Genomic DNA, 17788 nt, shown 5'->3' with positions numbered 1-17788 from the left:
GCGTAATGACCGACGTCTTCTCGCCAGTACAGATCGGTGATCTGTCCTTGCGCAACCGCGTGGTCATGGCGCCGATGACGCGAGACCGCGCCGGGCCGCAGGACGAGCCGACCGACCTCATGGTCGAATACTACCGCCAGCGCGCTTCTGCTGGCTTGATCGTGACGGAAGGCACCCAGCCTTCTCCGCATGGCAAGGGCTACTGGCGCACGCCGGGCATTCATTCGCCCAAGCAGGTCGCAGGCTGGCGCAAGGTGGCCGATGCGGTTCACTCAGAAGGCGGCTTGATCGCGATGCAGCTGATGCACGTTGGCCGCGCCGCCGTGCGCGCCAACAAGGACGCAGACGCCGAAACCGTCGCCCCCAGCGCAATCCCCTGCCCCGATCCGATCCCCGGCCCCGACGGCGTCCCCGTTGCCACCGAGATGCCCCGCGCCTTGGCAGCGCAAGAAATTCCCGGTGTTATCGCCGAATACGTAGCCGCTGCCCGCAATGCCCGCGCCGCCGGCATCGACGCGGTCGAACTGCACTGCGCCTCGGGGTACCTGCCGATGCAGTTCCTCTCGTCAAATTCCAACCAGCGGAGCGACGCCTACGGAGGCAGCGCCGAGAACCGCGTCCGCTTCGTGGTGGAAACGCTGTCGGCACTCGCTGCCGCTATTGGCCCCGGTCGCGTCGGTTTCCGCATTTGCCCCGGCGTCACCTTCAACGGCATGGCCGATGCCGATCCCGGCGAGACTTACGCCACGCTCCTGAAAGCCGTGGACGCAATGGGGCTGGCGTACTGCCACCTCATCCACATCCCCAACGCCGGGTTCGACAGCCTCGAACTCGTCCGCGCCAACTGGTCCGGCCCGGTGATCGAGAACTGCGGCCTGACGCTGGAAAAGGCCAACGCGGTGATCGGCGAAGGCAAGGCCGAGGCCGTCTCGTTCGGCTACGCCTGGATCGCCAACCCCGATCTGGTGGAGCGCTTCCGCACTGGCGCCCCGCTGGCCAAGGGTGACCGTGCCACTTTCTACACGGGCCACGGCGATGACGCCCGCGGCTATACCGACTACCCACGCGCGGACTGAGCGAGGACACCATGAACAGACTGGAAGGAAGGCGCGCGGTCGTTACCGGCGGAGCGCAAGGCATCGGCGCGGCCATTGCCCGCCGCCTGGCAGAAGAAGGCGCAACGGTCGCCGTACTGGACCTTACGGCACAGAAGGCTGGCGAAGTGCTACCTACCCCGCATATCGGCGTGGCGTGCGACGTCTCCGACACTGCCTCGGTCGATGCTGCCTTCGCTCAGGTCGCCCAGGCGCTGGGCGGAATCGACATTCTCGTCAATAACGCCGGGGTCGGCAGCGCACCGGGCGATGGCATGGCCGAATTCTATGTCGGGCAAGCCGCCCGCGCGGACGGCGATGACAGCGCCTTTGCCGACCAGACCATCCACTGCGCTGACGAAGGCTGGAGCCGCGTCCTCTCGGTCACGCTCGACGGCGTTTTCCGCTGCAGCCGTGCCGCAGTGCGCATCATGGCGTCGCAAGGCGCTGGCGGTTCGATTATCAACATCGGCTCCACCGCTGCGCTCGCCGGCAATGGCCCGGTGCCCTACGTCACCGCCAAGGCCGCCGTCCTTGGTATGACCCGCGCAATGGCTCGCGAACTCGCCCCGCGAGGCATCCGCGTGAACGCGGTCAACCCCGGCGCAACCGAGACCCCGATCTACGCGCCGCTGCCCGAAGAGGTGAAGGCCGCGGTGGCCGCGGACAGCGTGATGAAGCGCCTCGCGCGCCCGGAGGAAGTCGCCGGCGCCGTGGCCTATCTCGCCAGCGAGGACGCCAGCTTTGCCACCGGCAGCACGATCAATGTCAATGGTGGCGCATGGTTCAGCTGAGCGAGAACAGCCGCGTCATTGATCAATCGCGATTATACAGTGCAGATCTTTCGGCCCTATGCGCGGCGTTCTCGATAATTATGGCTGGCAGGATCAAGATACAGGCCATGACATTGATCACGACGGCTAGTTCAAACGCGATTAACAACCGCTTATCGGCGGCGGTATAGCCAGTCGACGCAACCACCTCGGCGCTTCGGGTCTTCCGCTTCAGGACCATCAGTAACCTTTAAGATTTGAGGCACCAAGGCGACATTTTACGCACGAAGCTATTGGTTTCCAAGGAATATTCTAGCGAATAGGGATGCGTGGCCGATTGCGGAACCTCCTGTGCAAGGTCAAGGTATGCCAAAATACCGCAAAGGCTTGGTAGCGACAGTGCGCAATGCACATATTCGAATTTCATAGAAGTATTTTTTACGCATTAGATTGACACGAACACAGTGTCAGGTGCATTTGCGTTGAGATCATGGAATCGGGAGATGCAAACCAATGGCTCATGACATGACCGGCAAGGTTGCCGTGGTCACCGGCGGAAGCGACGGCATAGGGCTTGCCACCGCAAAGCTTCTCGCGTTGCGCGGTGCGACCGTGGTGATCTGCGCACGCCGAGAGGACAAGCTTGAAGCGGCCCGTGCCGAGATCGCCGCAGTTGGCAAAGTCGAAGCTGTCAGGCTCGACGTTTCCGACGATGCCGCCTTCACGGCGTTGATCGAGGATGTGGCCGCGCGCCATGGCCGGCTCGACATGCTCGTCAACAACGCCATGTCGGTTCACTACGCCCCGATTTCAAAGTTGACGCTGGAACATTGGCGCAAGGACTTTGCAGTCAATGCCGATGCTGTGTTTGTCGGCACCAAGGCCGCGATGGCGGTCATGGCCAAGCAAGAGCTGGAGGGCCGCCAACGCGGATCCATCGTCAACATCGCATCCACCTGCGGGATCAAGGCGCTGGCCAACATGGCAAGCTATTCGGCCTCGAAGGCCGCGCTGGTCCACTTCACCGCCGCTGCGGCGATGGAAGGAGCCCCTCTCGGCATCCGCATCAACGCCATTGTGCCGGGACAGGTACAGACCGCCGCGACCCAGGACTATGAAAGCCGCGCCCCCGAATTTGCCGCCGCCACCACCCGCGCCATTCCGATGCAGCGCGGTGGCGAGCCGGATGAACTTGCCGAAGCGATCGTCTTCATGCTGTCGAGTGCGGCCAGCTACATCACCGGCACCGCGCTGCCCGTCGATGGTGGCAAGGCTGCCCAGCTGTACATGCCGGGCTGAGGGGCGCCCCATGAAGCTTGGATTTTCCGCCGCCGACGAAGAATTCCGCGCCGAATGTGCCGACTGGCTGCAGAGCCAGATGGCGGGCGAGTTCCGCGACATCAAAGGCATCACCCAGCTTACCGCCATGCCAGAACGGCGGCGCGAGTGGGAGCAGCAGCTAGGCGAACACCGCTGGGGCTGCATCGGTTGGCCGACGCAATGGGGCGGGCGCGATGCTTCGCTGGCGCAGCAGGTGATCTTTGCCGAGGAATATGCCCGTGCCGGTGTCCCCGGCCGTATCAATCACATCGGCGTTGAGCTTGCTGGCCCCACCATTCTCACCTTTGGAACAGACGAGCAGAAGCGCCGCTTCCTGCCGGACATCGCCGCCGGCAGGACGATCTTCTGCCAAGGCTTCTCCGAACCCAATGCCGGGTCGGACCTTGGCAGCGTGCGCACCAAGGGCAGACTGGAGGGCGGCGAGTGGATCGTTGACGGACAGAAAATCTGGACCAGCCTTGCCCATATCTCCGACTGGATCTTCGTCGTCACCCGCACGCAAGAAGGATCGCAGGGGCCAAAGGGCCTGACCTTCCTGATGATGCCGCTGGACCAGCCCGGCATCGAGGTTCGCCCGATCCGTCAGATCAACGGCGATGCCGAATTCAACGAGACTTTCTTCACCGAAGCGCGCTGCCCGGCCGACAGTCTGATCGGCGCACCCGGCGATGGTTGGAAGATCGCGATGGGCCTGCTGGCCTTCGAACGCGGCGTCTCCACGCTTGGGCAGCAGATGGGCTTCCGCAATGAACTGGACGAGATCATCGCGGCAGCCAAAGTCACGGGCAAGGACCGCGATCCCGTCATCCGGCAGCGTATCGCGAGTGCCGAAATCGGCCTGCGCCTGATGCGCTACGGCGCGTTGCGAATGCTTTCGAACAGCGATCATTCCAGCATCGACGGCGCGGCGCTGACCTACAAGATTCAATGGGCCTCTTGGCGACGCCGCCTTGGTGAACTGGCGATGGACGTGCTGGGGCAGGCGGGCGAGGTTGCCGCAGGCGACGCTTACGAATGGGACGTTCTGCCCAACCTGTTCCTGTTCAGCCGTGCCGACACGATCTATGGCGGCACCAACCAGATCCAGCGCAACCTGATCGCCGAGCGCGGGCTGGGCCTGCCACGCGAACCGCGCGGCTGATCGCTACGCCCCTCCCGCTCGCCCTTGCCCCGTTGCGTAGCGCACTCTAGGCTGCCTTACGCAAACCGGGGGAACACCTTGTCTGAAGAAAAGCCGACACGCCGCACCAAGGGTGCAACGCTCGACGAGATCGACCTGCGCATCATCGAAGTGCTGCAACGCGATGGCCGCGCGCAATCGACCGTGATCGGCGAGGAACTGGGCCTGACCGGCAATCTCGTCGCCAATCGCATCCGCGCGATGGATGCCGCCGGCCTGATGCGGGTCGTTGCCCTCGCTGATTTCCGCGTCCACGGTTATCGCCTGCTCGCCCGCATCCGCTTGCAGGTCAGCGGGCGGGCACCGCTCGATGTCGCGCAGGAACTGGCGCTGCGAGAACACGTCCTTTCCGTGCACATCACTTCGGGCCGCTATCCGGTAAGCTGCCTCTACGCTTTCCATGCCGCGCGGGAGATGATCGAGGCGGCCCGCGATGTCTCGGCCGGCATCGCGGGCGTCGAGGATGTCGACGTCGAACTGCTCAACACCGTCTACCGCTACAACACAGCCGTAGGGCCGCTCGCGGCATGATCGACTCTTTCCCCCAGACCGACGATCTCGACCGCCAGATCGCCGAAGCTCTGGCCGAAGACGCGCGCCTTTCTTTCCGGAAGATCGCTGTGGACCTGGGGGTCACGGAAGGCACTGTGCGCGGCCGGGTCAAGCGGCTGCAGAGCGCAGGACTGCTCAAGCTCGTCCCCATCGTCGATATCGCGCGAGGGCTGGATGCCACCAATGCCGGGCAGCACATGATGTTCGTCACGGTCAAGTGCGCCAGTGGGAAGCTCGATGCCGTTCGCGAAGGCCTGCTCGCCCTGCCCCAGGTCCGCGCACTCTATGACGCCAACGCCGCGCTGCGCCTGATCGCCATCTGCGTCCTGCCCAGCCTCGATGATGCCGCCGCCGTCACCAATCAGGTTCTCGCCTTGGACGGCATCCGCGAGGCCGAAACCGAGCTTGTCCTGCAGACCGTGAAGTACAACGCCGCCATCGGCCCGATTGCAACGGTGGAAGATCTGCGCGGGGTGGATCGCGGAACAGCGCCGGGGTGACGGGGTGCGAGTGAAGGGATCACCTCCCTGCGCTCATCCCGGCGCAGGCCGGGATCCATTTGCTGTCGTCGGATATAAAGCGACGAGCTAGACCTTCGGTCGACGCGCGCGCCACGGTGCAGCCTTCTCAACTTGCCCGGCAAGCCTAAACAGGAGGCCCTCCTCGCCGTAGCGGCCGGTGACCATTATCCCGATGGGTAACCCGTCCTTGGACATGGCGAGGGGAAGCGACATCGAGGGCTGCCCGGTGCCGTTGTAGATGCCGGTGAACGCGGTGAAGGTGCCGACTTCGCGGCCCCACTCCATCATCGAGCGCCCGGTATCGAGGCCGATGTGGCCCAGCGGCAGCGGCGGCGCGGAAAGGGTGGGCGAGAGGATCACGTCATAGCGTTCCATGAACTGCGCGATGGTGACGGCGGCAGCCTGGTAGGCGTTGTTGCCGCGCGCGAAGTCCATACCGGTGTAGCTCTTGCCCATGGCCACGAAATCAAGCGTGGTCCGCTCGAGCACGTCGGGGCCGAGTTCAATGCCCAGAGCCTTGGCGCGGTCGATGCAATCGGCGGCGACCGAGGAGGCCATCAGCGCGAAGCTGCTGGCGCCGATTGCGGCCATGTCGATCCTGGGCGCTGCTTCCTCGACGTGGTGGCCGAGACTTTCGAGCAGTTTCGCGGCGGCGCGGGTGGCTTCGACAACCTCGGGATCGACCGGCGCGCCCGAATAGGGGCTGAGCATCAGCGCGACGCGCAGCTTGCCGGGATCGCGCCCGACTTCCTGCAGGAATGGCTGCTCCGGCGTCGGCGCGCTGTAGCGCGAACCCGCTTCCACTCCGTGCGTCGCATCAAGGATCGCGGCGGAATCGCGCACGGTGCGGCTGACCGCGTGGTGGACCGACATGCCGCCCCAGCCTTCGGTGCGGGCAGGGCCCATCGGCACGCGCCCGCGCGAGGGCTTGAGGCCGAACAGGCCGCAGGCAGATGCGGGAATGCGGATCGAGCCGCCGCCGTCGGTGGCGTGAGCCGCAGGGATCACGCCTGCCGCAACCGCCGCCGCCGCGCCGCCGGACGAGCCGCCCGCGATGCGTTCCGGGTTCCACGGATTGCGCGTCGGGCCCTTGAGCACGCTTTCGGTCGTGCCGGTGAGGCCGAATTCGGGGTGGTGGTCTTGCCGAAGATCACGAACCCGGCGCGCTCGATGCGGCGCACCAGTTCCGAGGTCACGCTGGCGCGCTGGCCCTTGTAGAGGCGGCTGCCGTTTTCGGTGACTTCGCCGGCGATGTAGGTGTTGAGGTCTTTCAGCAGCCACGGCACGCCGCTGAACGGACCTTGCGGCAGGCCCGCCGCGATCGCCTTGCGGGCGTAGTCGTAGTGCTTCTGCGCCATGAAGTTGAAACGCGGGTTCAAGGCCTCGGCCCGGTCGATGGCTGCTTCGAGCAGTTCGGTGGGCGAGACCTTGCGCTTCTTCACCAGATCGGCAAGCCCGAGGCTGTCATGGGTATCGAGAACTTCGGACATCGCGTGCGCATTCCCCGGCAGGCCGGCGGTCGCGGCAAGCGCAATTCCGCCGGCGAGGGCTTCCCGTCTGGTCGTTTTCATCACTTCACGTAGTACCGCGAATAGTACTTGCGGAACTGCGCGATGGGGCCGTCGCCCTCGCAGATCAGGGCGTTGGGTTCGAACTTCTGGCGATCCCAGATGACCTTGTCCTGATCGAACTGCTTGCAGATGTCGCGGATGATCGCCTTGGCAACGCCGGCCCGCTCGCCCTCGGCCTGGGCCTTGGGCTGGGTGAAGCAGAAGCGGACGTGGACGTGATCGAGCTCGACCGGGGTGATGCAGGCGACGAGCAGCGTTTCGGAAATGCCGGTGAAGCGCGTCCAGCTTTGCCCTGGACCCATCGTGTCATAGCTGATCTGGCCGTCGACCTCGCCCCATGGCGTGCCCATCTTGGCCTTGACGTCGGCCCCGCGGCCCCATTCGCCCCAGCGCAGATCGCCTAGAGGCACGTTGGCGGTGCCGTGGATGTACTTGAAATGGGCAACGTCGACGCCGTTCTCGGCCATGTTCTGGATCGAGCCGTAGACGTTCCATTCGTAGATGTCGTAGTCGGTCCACTCCGGGTCGGTCGCCTCGGGCAGGTGGACGACGTCGAACAGCGGTGCTGCGTCCTCGGGGTGATACCACACCCAGATCCAGCGGTTCGCTTCGGTCACATGCCAGGTGCGCGTGCACTTGCGCTTGACCTGCGGCGGGATCGACTTCGAGTAGGGGATCTCCTTGACGGTCCCTTCCTCGCCATCATAGCGCCAGGCGTGAAACGGGCATTCGAGCAGGTTGCCATGAACCTTGCCGCCGTGGCCCATGTGTGCGCCGAGGTGCTTGCAGTAGGCGTCGAGCACGCGGACCTTGCCGTCCTCGCCGCGCCACATCGCCAGATCCTGCGAGAAGTAGCGCAGCGGCTTGACCTCGCCCACGGCAAGGTTCGCCGAAAGGTCGATCGGATACCAGCCAAGCGGGAAGCCGATGTCGAGGTTGCGTTCCTGCACCGAGGCGCGGCCAGGGACCGGCGCGGTGCGCCAGTCGGTCAGGTCCTGCCCTTTGAGCTTTTCGAGAATCTGCCAGACCGCGACGGGAGCGGTGCGGGCATCTGTTGCCACTTGATCCGCCATGGTTTCACTCCTGAATTGCCGGGGCGGGGGTTGTCTCCGCAAGTCCGGCGATCACTGGGGGGAGCAGACTTCCCGGCTCCCTGGGATGGCTTAAAGTCCGAACACCTTGACCGCGTTCTCGCGCAGGAACTTCGGCCATACCTCGTCCTTGAAAGGGACGTTTTGCATGTCGGACATGATGCGATCGAGGCTAAGGCCCATCGGGAAGTACCCGGCGTAGATCACCTTGTCGGAGCCGCGGGTGTTGGCGTAGTCGATGATTGCCTTGGGGTAGTGCTTGGGCGCGAAGGCGCTGGTCGAATAATAGAGGTTCGGCCACTTGAGCATCAGCTTCACCGCCAGTGCTTCCCACGGCTCGGCACCGTGGCGCATCACCACCTTCAGTTCGGGGAAGAACCAGCAGACCTCGTCGAGATGCTCGACCTTCTGCGTCTCCATCGGGATGCGCGGGCCGGGGATGCCGACGTTGAGCAGGATCGGCAGGCCGAGTTCCTCGCACGCGGAATAGATCGGCCACATGTACTTGTGATTGATCGCCACCTGCGGGAGCGTGCCCGAGGGGAAGACCGAGACGGCGGAGAGGCCGACTTCGGCGTGGATGCGCTTGATCCGGCGGACTTCCTCGGTGCCGTTGTTGGGATTGACCGGCAAGTCGAAGAAGAAGCGATCAGGATAAAGCTCCTTGGCGCGGTATGAGGTGTCGTTCTCGTTCCAGCCGACGAGGGCCTTCTCGACGTTGTGCTTGTCCATCTGCGCAACGGTCCAGGCGAGGTAATCGTCCTGCTTGCCCGACTGCGGGATGTCCTTGAACATGTACTGCGCGGGCATGGCGAACTGGCCCAGCGTCTGCTTGTCCTTGATCAGCGGACGGAACGGCGCGAACCATTCGGCGCGGTCCTCGGCATCGGGAATGCCGAGCATGCAGTCGATGATGCCGATGTTGTTTGGCATGGCCATGTCATTGTTCTCCGGAAAGGGCAGGCCACATCTTGCGCAGGGCGATCTTGTCGACCTTGCCCAGCGCGTTTCGCGGCAATGTGGTGGTGGTCAGGGCGACGCGGGTCGGCGCCTTGTAGCGGGCGAGGCGGGCGGCGACCCATTCGATCACGCCGGCCTCGTCGATGTCGGGAGCGATGACGACCGCGACGAGGCGCTCGCCAAGGCGTTCGTCGGGCAGGCCGAAGGCGGCGCATTCGGTGAGGCCGGGGATCGTGCCGAGCACGCGCTCGACCTCGGCGCAGTAGATGTTCTCGCCGCCCGAAATGACCATGTCCTTCTTGCGGTCGACGATGAAGACGTAGTCGTCGTCGTCGACGATCCCGACATCGCCGGTGCGCAGCCAGCCATCGGCGGTGAGAACGGCGGCGGTGTCCTCGGGGCGGTTCCAGTAGCCGGACATGACCTGCGCCCCGCGCACGACGATCTCGCCGGTCTCGCCGGGGGAAGGATCTCGCCGTCAGGGCCTTCGATGCGCACGTCGACCATCGACAGGCGTCGTCCGGCGGCGGCGGGGCGAGCCATGAATTCGGGGCCGACCGCCTGCGCAATCGCGCCCGAACATTCGGTCATGCCATAGCCGGTGCCGATCTGCGCGTGCGGGCACAGCGCGTGGACTTCCTCGACAAGGTTGACCGGCAGCGCCTGTCCGCCGCAACCGATGTTGCGCAAGCTTGCGAGGCTGGTCCCCTCGATCCGGGCGCGGTGGAGGATGTCCCACAGCATGGTGGGCACCGCGCTGAACATGCTGATCTGCTCGGCCGCGATCAGGCGGGCGGCTTCCTCGGCGTCCCAGCGGCGCATGATCACGACCTTGCCGCCGCCGAGGAACGGCGAGAGGAAGCCCGAGCCGAGGCCGGAGATGTGGAACAGCGGATAGACCAGCAGCGAGGCCTGCTGCGGCATCTGCGCGATCAGGGCTTCCGTCGTCGTGCCCATCTGCGCAGCCATGTTGCCGAGCACAACCATGCCCGACATCTGCGTGGTCATCAGCCCGGTGATGACGTTGCGATGCGACAGCACCGCGCCTTTCACCCGGCCGGTGGTGCCCGAGGTGAACAGGATGGCGCAAGGGTCGGTGGGCTTGGCCACGCCGGGATCGGGCATCGGTTCCGCGATGCGGCGGGCGAGTTCCTCGGCGTCGAAAGGCCTGGTCAGATCGAGCACGCGGCCCTTGAAGCCGGATTCGCGGATCGCAGCGGCGCGCTCGCTGTCGGCCAGCACGACGGCAGGATCGACGTCCTCGAGCATCGCCAGCAGTTCAGGCCCCGAGCCACGGCTGTTGACCAGCACCGCCACGCCGCCTGCCTTCATCACGGCAAGGAACGCCACCAGCCATTCCGCCCGGTTGCGCATGGCGATGGCGACGCGATCCCCGCGCGTAATGTGCAGGATCGGCACCAGCTCATCGCGCCAGGCGAAGACCTGATCGTAGGACATGCGGCGCTCGACACCGGCGCTGTCGAAATCGATGACGCAGGTGCGGTCCCCGTAGCGGCGGGCGGATTCGATCAGCAGGTTGAGATCGGGCGGCGCTGCGACGAACTGGCGCAGGCCGTCCCGCTCGCCGATCTCGAACGGGGAGCCGGGGCCGGTGACCCGCGCCAGCACGGCATCCGGAGAGACGACCTCCTGCGGGCGAGTGCTATCGCGCAACATGTCGGACATCGCTCTCCCAAACCTCGTATCGCCTTGTCTATCTCCTATGTATCGCGCATTTTGCGTATTTCAAGCATCTTTTAATTGCGCATATGCCTTTCGGGGCAACCTATAACAGCCGTCCCGCGCAAACTGGCGGAATTGCGCGAGTCGCCTATCCGCCGATCGATGCCAGCAGCGCCACCAGTTGCGCCTGGCGGTGCACCCCCGTCTTGGCAAAGACCGAGCGCAGCTGCACTTTCGCGGTATTGTGCGCGATGCCCAGCCGCCGCGCCGCTTCGACCAGGCTCAGCCCCTCGCCCAGCACCGCCGCCAACCGCGCCTCGGCCATGGTCAGGCCCAGCAGGTCGCGCAGCGCCTGCGGATCACCGCTTTTCTCAGCCTCCGCCAGCCGATGGGGACGGGCAAGGAACAGTGCCAGCGCCCCCGCCCCGCCGTGGATCGCGTTCAGTTCCACCGGCCGCGCCGTCACCACCAGATCGCCACGGCCCGGCCGCTCGATGCGAAAGCGGGTTAGCCCGCGCTCGCCGCCTTGCGCCAGCAGCGCGCCCACCAGCTTGTGCTGCGCCACATCAGCAAGGACCAGTTCCTCGCCCCTCCGGTGCAGGCCTTCGTCCTCGGCCAGCAGCGCCTCGGCCAGGGCATTGCTGCTGACGATGCGCCGGTTGCGATCCAGCACCAGCAGCGCAAGGCCCAGCCCTTGGGCGGTGGCATGGAACATGCCGTGCTCGGCCCCGGCAAACTGCAGCTTCTCGAACAGCGAGACCGCGATACGCAAGTGCTGCGCCAGCGCCTGCAGCCGCGCCCGCTCCTCCCGCGTGAAATCGGGCAGTGAATTGTGCCGGCTGACGCGGAAGCGCGCTTCATAGCGCCCTTCGTCGGGCCGTCCTCCCCTGCCCCCGGACGAATGACTGCCGCCAAAGTGCAGATCGATCCCCAGCACCTGATCGAAGCCGCTGCTCGCCATGGCCTGGCGATAGGTGGCAAAGGCGCTTTCGGGCAGCTGCGCCATGAACTCGGCATAGGATGTCACCACCCCGTCGCTCAGGCCCTGGAACGGGTCTTCGGCAAACAGCGTCTCGGTATAGGCGGCATCGAATGCCGCATCCGATCCCGGCGTGAGGAACGTCGCGGGCTGGCGCTTGCCGGGCGCGGTGATGATCAGCGTGGCAAAGCTCGCCTCCATCCACCGCGCCAGCGCTTCCAGAAACCCGCGCCACGGCTCGGCCTCTCCCACCCCGGCATAGAGCCGGGCCAGAAGATCCGAAAACCCGTCATCGATCGCGCCACCCATGCGCGCAACATAGGCGGCGCGCGCGCGGACTGACAGGGCTTATTCCGCCGCTTCCAGCTCTCCCGCTTCTGCCGCTTCCCGTGCGCGGAAGTGCGGGATGACCTTTTCGCCGATGTTGCGGATCGTCTCCATGATCACGTCGTGCGGGATGCCGCCCATCTGGAAGATGAACAGGATCTCGTCGGCGCCGGCGTCCTTCAGCCGCTGGACATAGCGGATGCAATCGTCCGGCGTGCCATAGGCGTCCTGCGCCACAGTGTAGTTGGAAAGGTGCTCGTCACCCACCGGGATCGCCTCTTCCGACAGGTAGGCGATGGTCGCCTGCTTGCCCTGCTCCAGCACCTTGGCATGATCCTCGGCGTCGAGGTCCTCGTCGACCGTCGGCTTGGCCCCGCCCTGATACCAGTAGGCGATGGACTCGGCGAAGAAGCGCTGGCCCCGCAGGCCGATCTTGCGGGCCTTCTCGCGGTCGTCCAGCACGGTCGCGGCGCACAGCGCGGCAAGGTGCTCGGTCGGGCGGAAGCCGACCTGGTCCTCAGCCTTGCGGGTGCGGAAGGCCTCGCGATAGATCGCGTTCTTCTTGGCGATCTCCTCCGGCCCCGAAAAGCCCAGCACCAGCGCGCCGATGCCCCGGCTGCCCGCCGCCACCAGCGTGTTCTCGCGCGTGCAGGCCATGTACATCGGCGGATGCGGGTCCTGCCACGGCGAAGGATGGATCGGACGCTTGGGAATCTTGATGTAGGTGCCGTCGTGCTCAATCTCGTCCTGCACCATGATCTTGGGGATCAGGTACATCGATTCATCGATCATCGGCTGCAGCTCGTTGAGGTCATAGCCGAAGGTCCCCGCTTCCTGCTGCGTGCCGCCCTTGCCCACGCCGAAGTGCAGGCGTCCCTTCGAAAGGATATCCAGCGTCGCAATGCGCTCGGCCACCTTGACCGGGTGGTTCATTGCCGGCGGCAGGCAGACCACGCCATGGCCGATATGGATGCGGCTCGTCGCCCCGGCGATGAACGCCAGAACCGTCTCAGGCGCAGACATGTGCGCGTATTGCGTCAGCGCGGTATGTTCGACGCACCAGATGCAGTCAAAGCCCATCACTTCGGCATACTTGGCCTGCTCGACGATCTGGAGGAACACCGCGCGCTCGTTCTCGCGGCTGGCATCCACCATCTGCGCTTCATAGATGATCGAGAATTTCATGAGGCTCTCTCCGGGCACCGCCTTGTAATCAGGCGTTTTGACGTTCCGGAATCGAAGCTAACTCACCTGCCACCCGCGCGCATAACCCGATCGGGTTAGGCGTTACTGCGCCCCTTGCATATCTGCCGCAGACCAGCCTCCGCCCAGCGCCTGATAGAGGCTGACCCGCGCATTGAGCGCATCGGCCCGCGCCTGGATCAGCGCCAGTTCGGCGCTCAATAGCCCGCGCTGCGTGTCGAGCTGTTCGAGCAGCGGCGAATAGCCCTCGCGATAGCGGTTGCCCGCCAGCCGGTTGGCTTCGGCCAGGGCATCGCGCTGCGCGGTCTGGATCAGGACCTGCCTATCGAGCCCGTCGACCGAGGCCAGCGCATCGTTGACTTCGCGAAATGCCGTCAGCGCCGCCTTGCGATAGCCGAACGCTGCCGCATCGCGCTGTGCCCCGGCCACTTCCGCGCCGGCGCGCAGGCGCCCGCCCTCAAACAGCGGCGCCAGAATGCTCCCGCCGATAGACCACAGCCCCACCGGGTTGGCCAGTAGGTTCGAGAACGCCACCCCCGCCGATGCCGAGAGCCGCAGCGAGGGCAGGAACCGTTTGCGCGCCGCCGCCAGATTGCTGTCGGTCGCTGCCAGCTGATACTCCGCCTGCGCAATATCGGGCCGCCTGCGCAGCAGTTGCGAAGGCAGCGCCTCAGGCACCGGCGGTTTGGTGAGCGCTGCCAATCCCGCGGCCCGCTCGACCGGCCCCGGTACGCGGCCCGCCAGCACGCTCAGCGCATTCTCCGCCTTGGCCCGCGCCTGCTCCAGCGCGGGCACCAGCACCAGCGCCGCCTGATAGTCGACTTCGGCCTGCTGCAGCTCCAGCTTGGGCGAATAGCCCACGTCCACCCGCCGCTTGATCAGATCGCGCGAGCCCTTCCGCGTCTCCGCCGTCCGCCTCGCCAGCGCCAGCCGGTCATCGAGCGCCAGCAGCGTGACATAGGCATTGGCCGTGGCCGAGGCGACCGAGAGCCGCGCCGCATCCCGCGCCGCCTGGCTCGCCAGCCAGCCCGACCGCGCCGCGCTCACCTGATCCGATAGCCGCCCGAACAGGTCCACTTCCCACGCCGCCTGCAATTGCGGCTGCGCGGCACGCTGCACTACCGGGGTGCCGAACGGGCTGATCGTGCGCGAATCCGTCGCCCCAGCGCCGCGTCCAGCGAAGGCAGCATCGCCGAGCGCGCCAGATCCTGCTGCGCCCGTGCCTCGCGCACCCGCGCCGCAGCGATGTTGATGTCGGCATTGCGCGCCAGCGCCTCTTCCACCAGCGCCGCCAGCTGCGGATCGCCAAAGCTGCGCCACCAGTCCGCCGTCACCGGCACACCGGGTCCGAGATCGACGCGGAACGCCCCCGGCGCCTCGACCGGCGGCACTTGCGCAGTTTTCACCTGCGGCCCGGCACAGCCTGCCAGCAGCACCAGTCCGACAAGACCCAGCCGCCTCATTGACCGGTGTCCACGCGCGCTTCCACCGACATGCCCGGTCGCAGCCGCTTCGCCAGCGCCTGCCCCGGATCGACCCTGATCCGCACCGCGATCCGCTGCGCCACCTTCACGAAATTGCCGGTGGCATTGTCCGCCTTGAGTACGGCGAACTCTGATCCCGCTGCAGGGGCAATGTTCTCGACGTGGCCGGTCAGCTCCTCGCCCGCCAGCGCATCGACGGTAAAGCGTGCCGGTTGCCCCACCTCCATCCGCGCGGTCTGCGCTTCCTTAAAGTTGGCGATCACCCAGACCTCGTCAGGCACGAGGAACAGCAGCTGCGTCCCCGCGGTGACGAACGCACCCAGCCGCACGCCCACTTCGGAAAGCTGCCCGTCCTCTGGCGCACGGATCACGGTGTTTTCAAGGTCTACTTCGGCCGCATGCAACTGCGCCCGCGCCGCCTCGACCGATGCGGCCAGCCCGCCGCGCCCGACGATCACGCTCTTCACGTCCTGCTCGCCCACTCCGCGCGCGGCTTCTGCCTGCCGCACGCTCGCCTCAGCCGCCAGCAGCGCGGCGCGGGTCTGGTCGCGCTCGCGTTCCGATATAGAGCCATCGCCGACCAGTGCGGAGGCCCGCGCCATGTCCGCCCGCGCCTTGGCAAGGTTGGCCTGCGCGCTGGCAATCGCGGCATCCTGCCCACCCAGCGCCGCCTTGCGCGATCGCTCGCTCTGCTGCGAGTTGGCAAGCGCCGCCTCTTGCGCCGCAAGGTTGGCCTTGGCCTGTTCGACCTTGGCCTTGTACTGACGCTGGTCGATCACCGCGATCGCCTGCCCCTTCTTCACCCGCGCGAAGTCCTTGACGAGGACTTGCGTGACATAGCCGCTGACCTGCGGGCTGATCACCGTCGTCTTGCCGCGGACATAGGCGTTGTCGGTCGATTGCGAGAGGCCCGCGAACGGCGGCAGGTGCCAGGCATAGAGCACTGCGATCACTGCACCCAGCACCGCAAGCGCAATCAGCGCCAGCCGCCCCTTGTTCGGGCGCGGCGGCTTCCAGCCATCGGCCGGCGCGGCATTGGGCGCTGCGCCCGGTGTGGTGCCGGATGCAGGGGCGGCATCATCGCTCATTCGGGAGTCCTCTGGGGCGTGGTAGAAGGTTGCGCAGCCGCCGCAGCGGCCTGCATCTGGAGTTTCTGCAGCGTCACCAGCGGCGATTCCTCGCCCCGGCGCTGCATCCGCCAGCGTTCGAAATAGGACCATATCGCTGCCAGCACGGCTAGCACGCCAACGAGCAGGAACACGTCGTTGAACGCCAGGATATTGGCCTCGCGCGTGGCCTGCTGCGAAAGGATTCCGGCGCCTTGCGCATTGCGAAGCACCGGATCGCCCACCGTCCGGGCGATCAGTCGCCCACCGGCGGCAATGCGCGCGGCAACCTGCGGATCGGTCAGCACGATCTCCTGCACGATCGTTGCCGAGTGCATCTTCTCGCGCACTACCTGGAACGTGCCGAGCAGCGACGCGCCAAGCAGCCCGCCCAGCGACTGGCTCATCGTGAACAGCACGGTAAAGCTGACGAAATTGCGCGGGCCCGCCAGCAGCGTGCGGGCCAGGCCCAGGATCATCGCCTGCGCCAGGAACAGGATCGAGGCGAAGCCGATCAGCGCCTGGCTGAAATAGAAGTTCTCCGGCCGCGTCAGGTTGGTCGATCCCATGTCCATGAACGCCGCAATCGCGATCAGCACCAGCGACACCGAAATCGGCCTCGCCGGCTTTTCGGGATTGATCGTCAACAGCGCCGCCAGCAGTCCGGCCAGCGAAGCAGCAATGATCACCAGATTGAGGCCGACCATCTGCTCGTTGTTCATGCCCACCACGGTCAGCAGCCCGACCGAGCCGAACGCCTGCTCCGACAGCAGGATGCGCACCGCAGCGGCAATGCCGATCAGCCGCACCATCTCGCGCGTGCCGAGCCAGCGCGTGTTGATCAGCGGGTTGCGGCGGAAATGCTCGATAACGAACGCGGTCGTCACCATTACCAGCCCGCCGATCAGCGCCCAGCCCATCCATGGTCGGCTCGTCCACCACTCGATGCGCCCTTGCGTCAGCACCGCGATCAGCAGCGACATGCCCGGCACCAGCAGGAGGATGCTCAAGCCGTCGCCCTTCTCGAAGGCCTTGGTGCGCTCGCTCGGCGGCAGCGGGAGGGCGAGGATCGCGGCAAGGCTCGCCAGCCCCAGCCCCAGCTCGAACCAGTAGAGCATGTGCCAGTCGCCCGAGATCAGCAGCGAGGGCGAGACCACCCGCGCCAGCGGGGTGGCAATCTGCGGCACGGAAATGCCGATCATCAGCCCCGCCAGCCGCTTGGCCGCGGGCATCGCCTGCATCAGGTAGAGGATCGTCAACGTCGAGAGCGCACTGCCAGCGAGGCCCCCCGCCGCGCGCACCGCGATGGCCGACCAGAAGCCGTGGACGAACAGGTGGAACACCGTCGCCACCACGTAGACGCCCAGCATCCAGCGAATGAACGGCTGCAACCCGAACTGCTGGCGGTATTTCACCAGCACCAGGTTGGCCATGGTATTGGTCATCAGGTAGGCCGCCGTCAGCCAGCTCGCCTCGTCCGGCCCAAGTCCCAGCGTGCCTTGCGCAAACGGCAAGTTCACCGCGATCAGCGCATTGCCAAGGCCGCCAGCCAGCCCGATCAGCACTCCGATCGCGCCATATGCGGCGCGCCGACGCGCGGGATGATCGGGATTGGCAGGAGAGCCCGGAAGCGTCGGCCTTTCATGCGGCTTGAATTCGTAGGCTGCAACTTCAGCCATCACGCTTCCCTGTGCCAGGATTGAAAAGCAGAATCACCCCGGGGGCGCGGCAAAACGGCCCATCGCAAGACGAAATGGGCCTGCGCCGAAAAACCCGAAACGGTCAGGAAAGTTCCATCGAAGCAGCAGAATACTGATCCGATTTATGATTTTCGTGCGATTTCAATTGGAAACAGGCGTAGCCTGGTAGAGGGTAGGGGACGTGATGGTGACCGCCCCTTGACCTGCTGACCTTGGCGGTAAT

General features: G+C 65.7%; 16 protein-coding genes and 1 pseudogene. 6 read left to right on the top strand and 11 right to left on the bottom strand.

Features of this window, described 5'->3' with window-relative positions; genetic code table 11:
* Positions 1-5 precede the first annotated feature (5 nt).
* From C7W88_RS20265 to C7W88_RS20235, 6 genes are all read left to right on the top strand, one after another.
* Positions 6-1076, top strand: coding sequence for an alkene reductase (locus C7W88_RS20265; RefSeq protein WP_118075308.1), 1071 nt, complete (start codon positions 6-8; stop codon positions 1074-1076).
* 11 nt (positions 1077-1087) lie between these two features.
* Positions 1088-1888: an SDR family NAD(P)-dependent oxidoreductase gene (locus C7W88_RS20260; RefSeq protein WP_118075307.1), complete on the top strand. Its 801-nt coding sequence runs from the start codon at positions 1088-1090 to the stop codon at positions 1886-1888.
* 492 nt (positions 1889-2380) lie between these two features.
* Positions 2381-3166 carry an SDR family NAD(P)-dependent oxidoreductase gene (locus C7W88_RS20250; RefSeq protein ID WP_118075305.1) on the top strand — a complete coding sequence of 262 codons (786 nt, stop codon included), beginning with the start codon at positions 2381-2383 and terminating at the stop codon, positions 3164-3166.
* 10 nt (positions 3167-3176) lie between these two features.
* A complete protein-coding gene (locus C7W88_RS20245; RefSeq protein ID WP_118075304.1) occupies positions 3177-4349 on the top strand; it encodes an acyl-CoA dehydrogenase family protein in 1173 nt (390 codons plus the stop codon).
* Positions 4350-4427: 78 nt separating this feature from the next.
* A complete protein-coding gene (locus C7W88_RS20240; RefSeq protein WP_118075303.1) occupies positions 4428-4919 on the top strand; it encodes an Lrp/AsnC family transcriptional regulator in 492 nt (163 codons plus the stop codon).
* Complete coding sequence (locus tag C7W88_RS20235) at positions 4916-5440, top strand: Lrp/AsnC family transcriptional regulator (RefSeq protein ID WP_118075302.1); 525 nt, start codon at positions 4916-4918, stop codon at positions 5438-5440. The genes C7W88_RS20240 and C7W88_RS20235 overlap by 4 nt, the downstream gene beginning before the upstream one ends.
* Before the next feature lie 87 nt (positions 5441-5527).
* Here C7W88_RS20235 and C7W88_RS20230 read toward each other — a convergent pair.
* From C7W88_RS20230 to C7W88_RS20190, 11 genes and pseudogenes are all read right to left on the bottom strand, one after another.
* Positions 5528-6819 (bottom strand): annotated as a pseudogene (locus C7W88_RS20230) (amidase).
* Positions 6820-7031: 212 nt separating this feature from the next.
* A complete protein-coding gene (locus C7W88_RS20225) occupies positions 7032-8105 on the bottom strand; it encodes a Rieske 2Fe-2S domain-containing protein (protein ID WP_162896275.1) in 1074 nt (357 codons plus the stop codon).
* A gap of 90 nt (positions 8106-8195) precedes the next feature.
* Positions 8196-9062: an amidohydrolase family protein gene (locus tag C7W88_RS20220; RefSeq protein WP_118075301.1), complete on the bottom strand. Its 867-nt coding sequence runs from the start codon at positions 9060-9062 to the stop codon at positions 8196-8198.
* 1 nt (position 9063) lies between these two features.
* Positions 9064-9327 carry a hypothetical protein gene (locus tag C7W88_RS24115; protein WP_370073253.1) on the bottom strand — a complete coding sequence of 88 codons (264 nt, stop codon included), beginning with the start codon at positions 9325-9327 and terminating at the stop codon, positions 9064-9066.
* Positions 9210-10769 carry an AMP-binding protein gene (locus C7W88_RS20215; RefSeq protein ID WP_370073252.1) on the bottom strand — a complete coding sequence of 520 codons (1560 nt, stop codon included), beginning with the start codon at positions 10767-10769 and terminating at the stop codon, positions 9210-9212. The genes C7W88_RS24115 and C7W88_RS20215 overlap by 118 nt, the downstream gene beginning before the upstream one ends.
* A 145-nt stretch (positions 10770-10914) precedes the next feature.
* Positions 10915-12054 (bottom strand): helix-turn-helix transcriptional regulator, encoded by a 1140-nt coding sequence (locus C7W88_RS20210; RefSeq protein ID WP_118075300.1) that lies wholly within the window; start codon positions 12052-12054, stop codon positions 10915-10917.
* A 39-nt stretch (positions 12055-12093) separates the two neighbouring features.
* On the bottom strand, positions 12094-13257 hold the full coding sequence (locus tag C7W88_RS20205; RefSeq protein ID WP_118075299.1) for an LLM class flavin-dependent oxidoreductase: 1164 nt from the start codon (positions 13255-13257) through the stop codon (positions 12094-12096).
* A 102-nt stretch (positions 13258-13359) separates the two neighbouring features.
* Positions 13360-14394 carry an efflux transporter outer membrane subunit gene (locus C7W88_RS20200; RefSeq protein ID WP_370073251.1) on the bottom strand — a complete coding sequence of 345 codons (1035 nt, stop codon included), beginning with the start codon at positions 14392-14394 and terminating at the stop codon, positions 13360-13362.
* Positions 14394-14738 carry a TolC family protein gene (locus C7W88_RS24970; RefSeq protein ID WP_370073250.1) on the bottom strand — a complete coding sequence of 115 codons (345 nt, stop codon included), beginning with the start codon at positions 14736-14738 and terminating at the stop codon, positions 14394-14396. Before C7W88_RS24970 ends, C7W88_RS20200 begins: the two co-directional genes overlap by 1 nt.
* On the bottom strand, positions 14735-15847 hold the full coding sequence (locus C7W88_RS20195) for an HlyD family secretion protein (protein WP_118075298.1): 1113 nt from the start codon (positions 15845-15847) through the stop codon (positions 14735-14737). Before C7W88_RS20195 ends, C7W88_RS24970 begins: the two co-directional genes overlap by 4 nt.
* The gene (locus C7W88_RS20190) at positions 15844-17544 is read right to left on the bottom strand and encodes an MFS transporter (protein WP_118075297.1); all 1701 of its coding nucleotides are present in this window, start codon (positions 17542-17544) and stop codon (positions 15844-15846) included. Before C7W88_RS20190 ends, C7W88_RS20195 begins: the two co-directional genes overlap by 4 nt.
* Between the last annotated feature and the right edge of the window lie 244 nt (positions 17545-17788).

It is taken from the genome of Novosphingobium sp. THN1 (assembly GCF_003454795.1).
Lineage (GTDB): Bacteria > Pseudomonadota > Alphaproteobacteria > Sphingomonadales > Sphingomonadaceae > Novosphingobium.
Note: the sequence above shows the minus strand (reverse complement) of the source record. Positions and strands in the feature narration are given on the sequence as shown.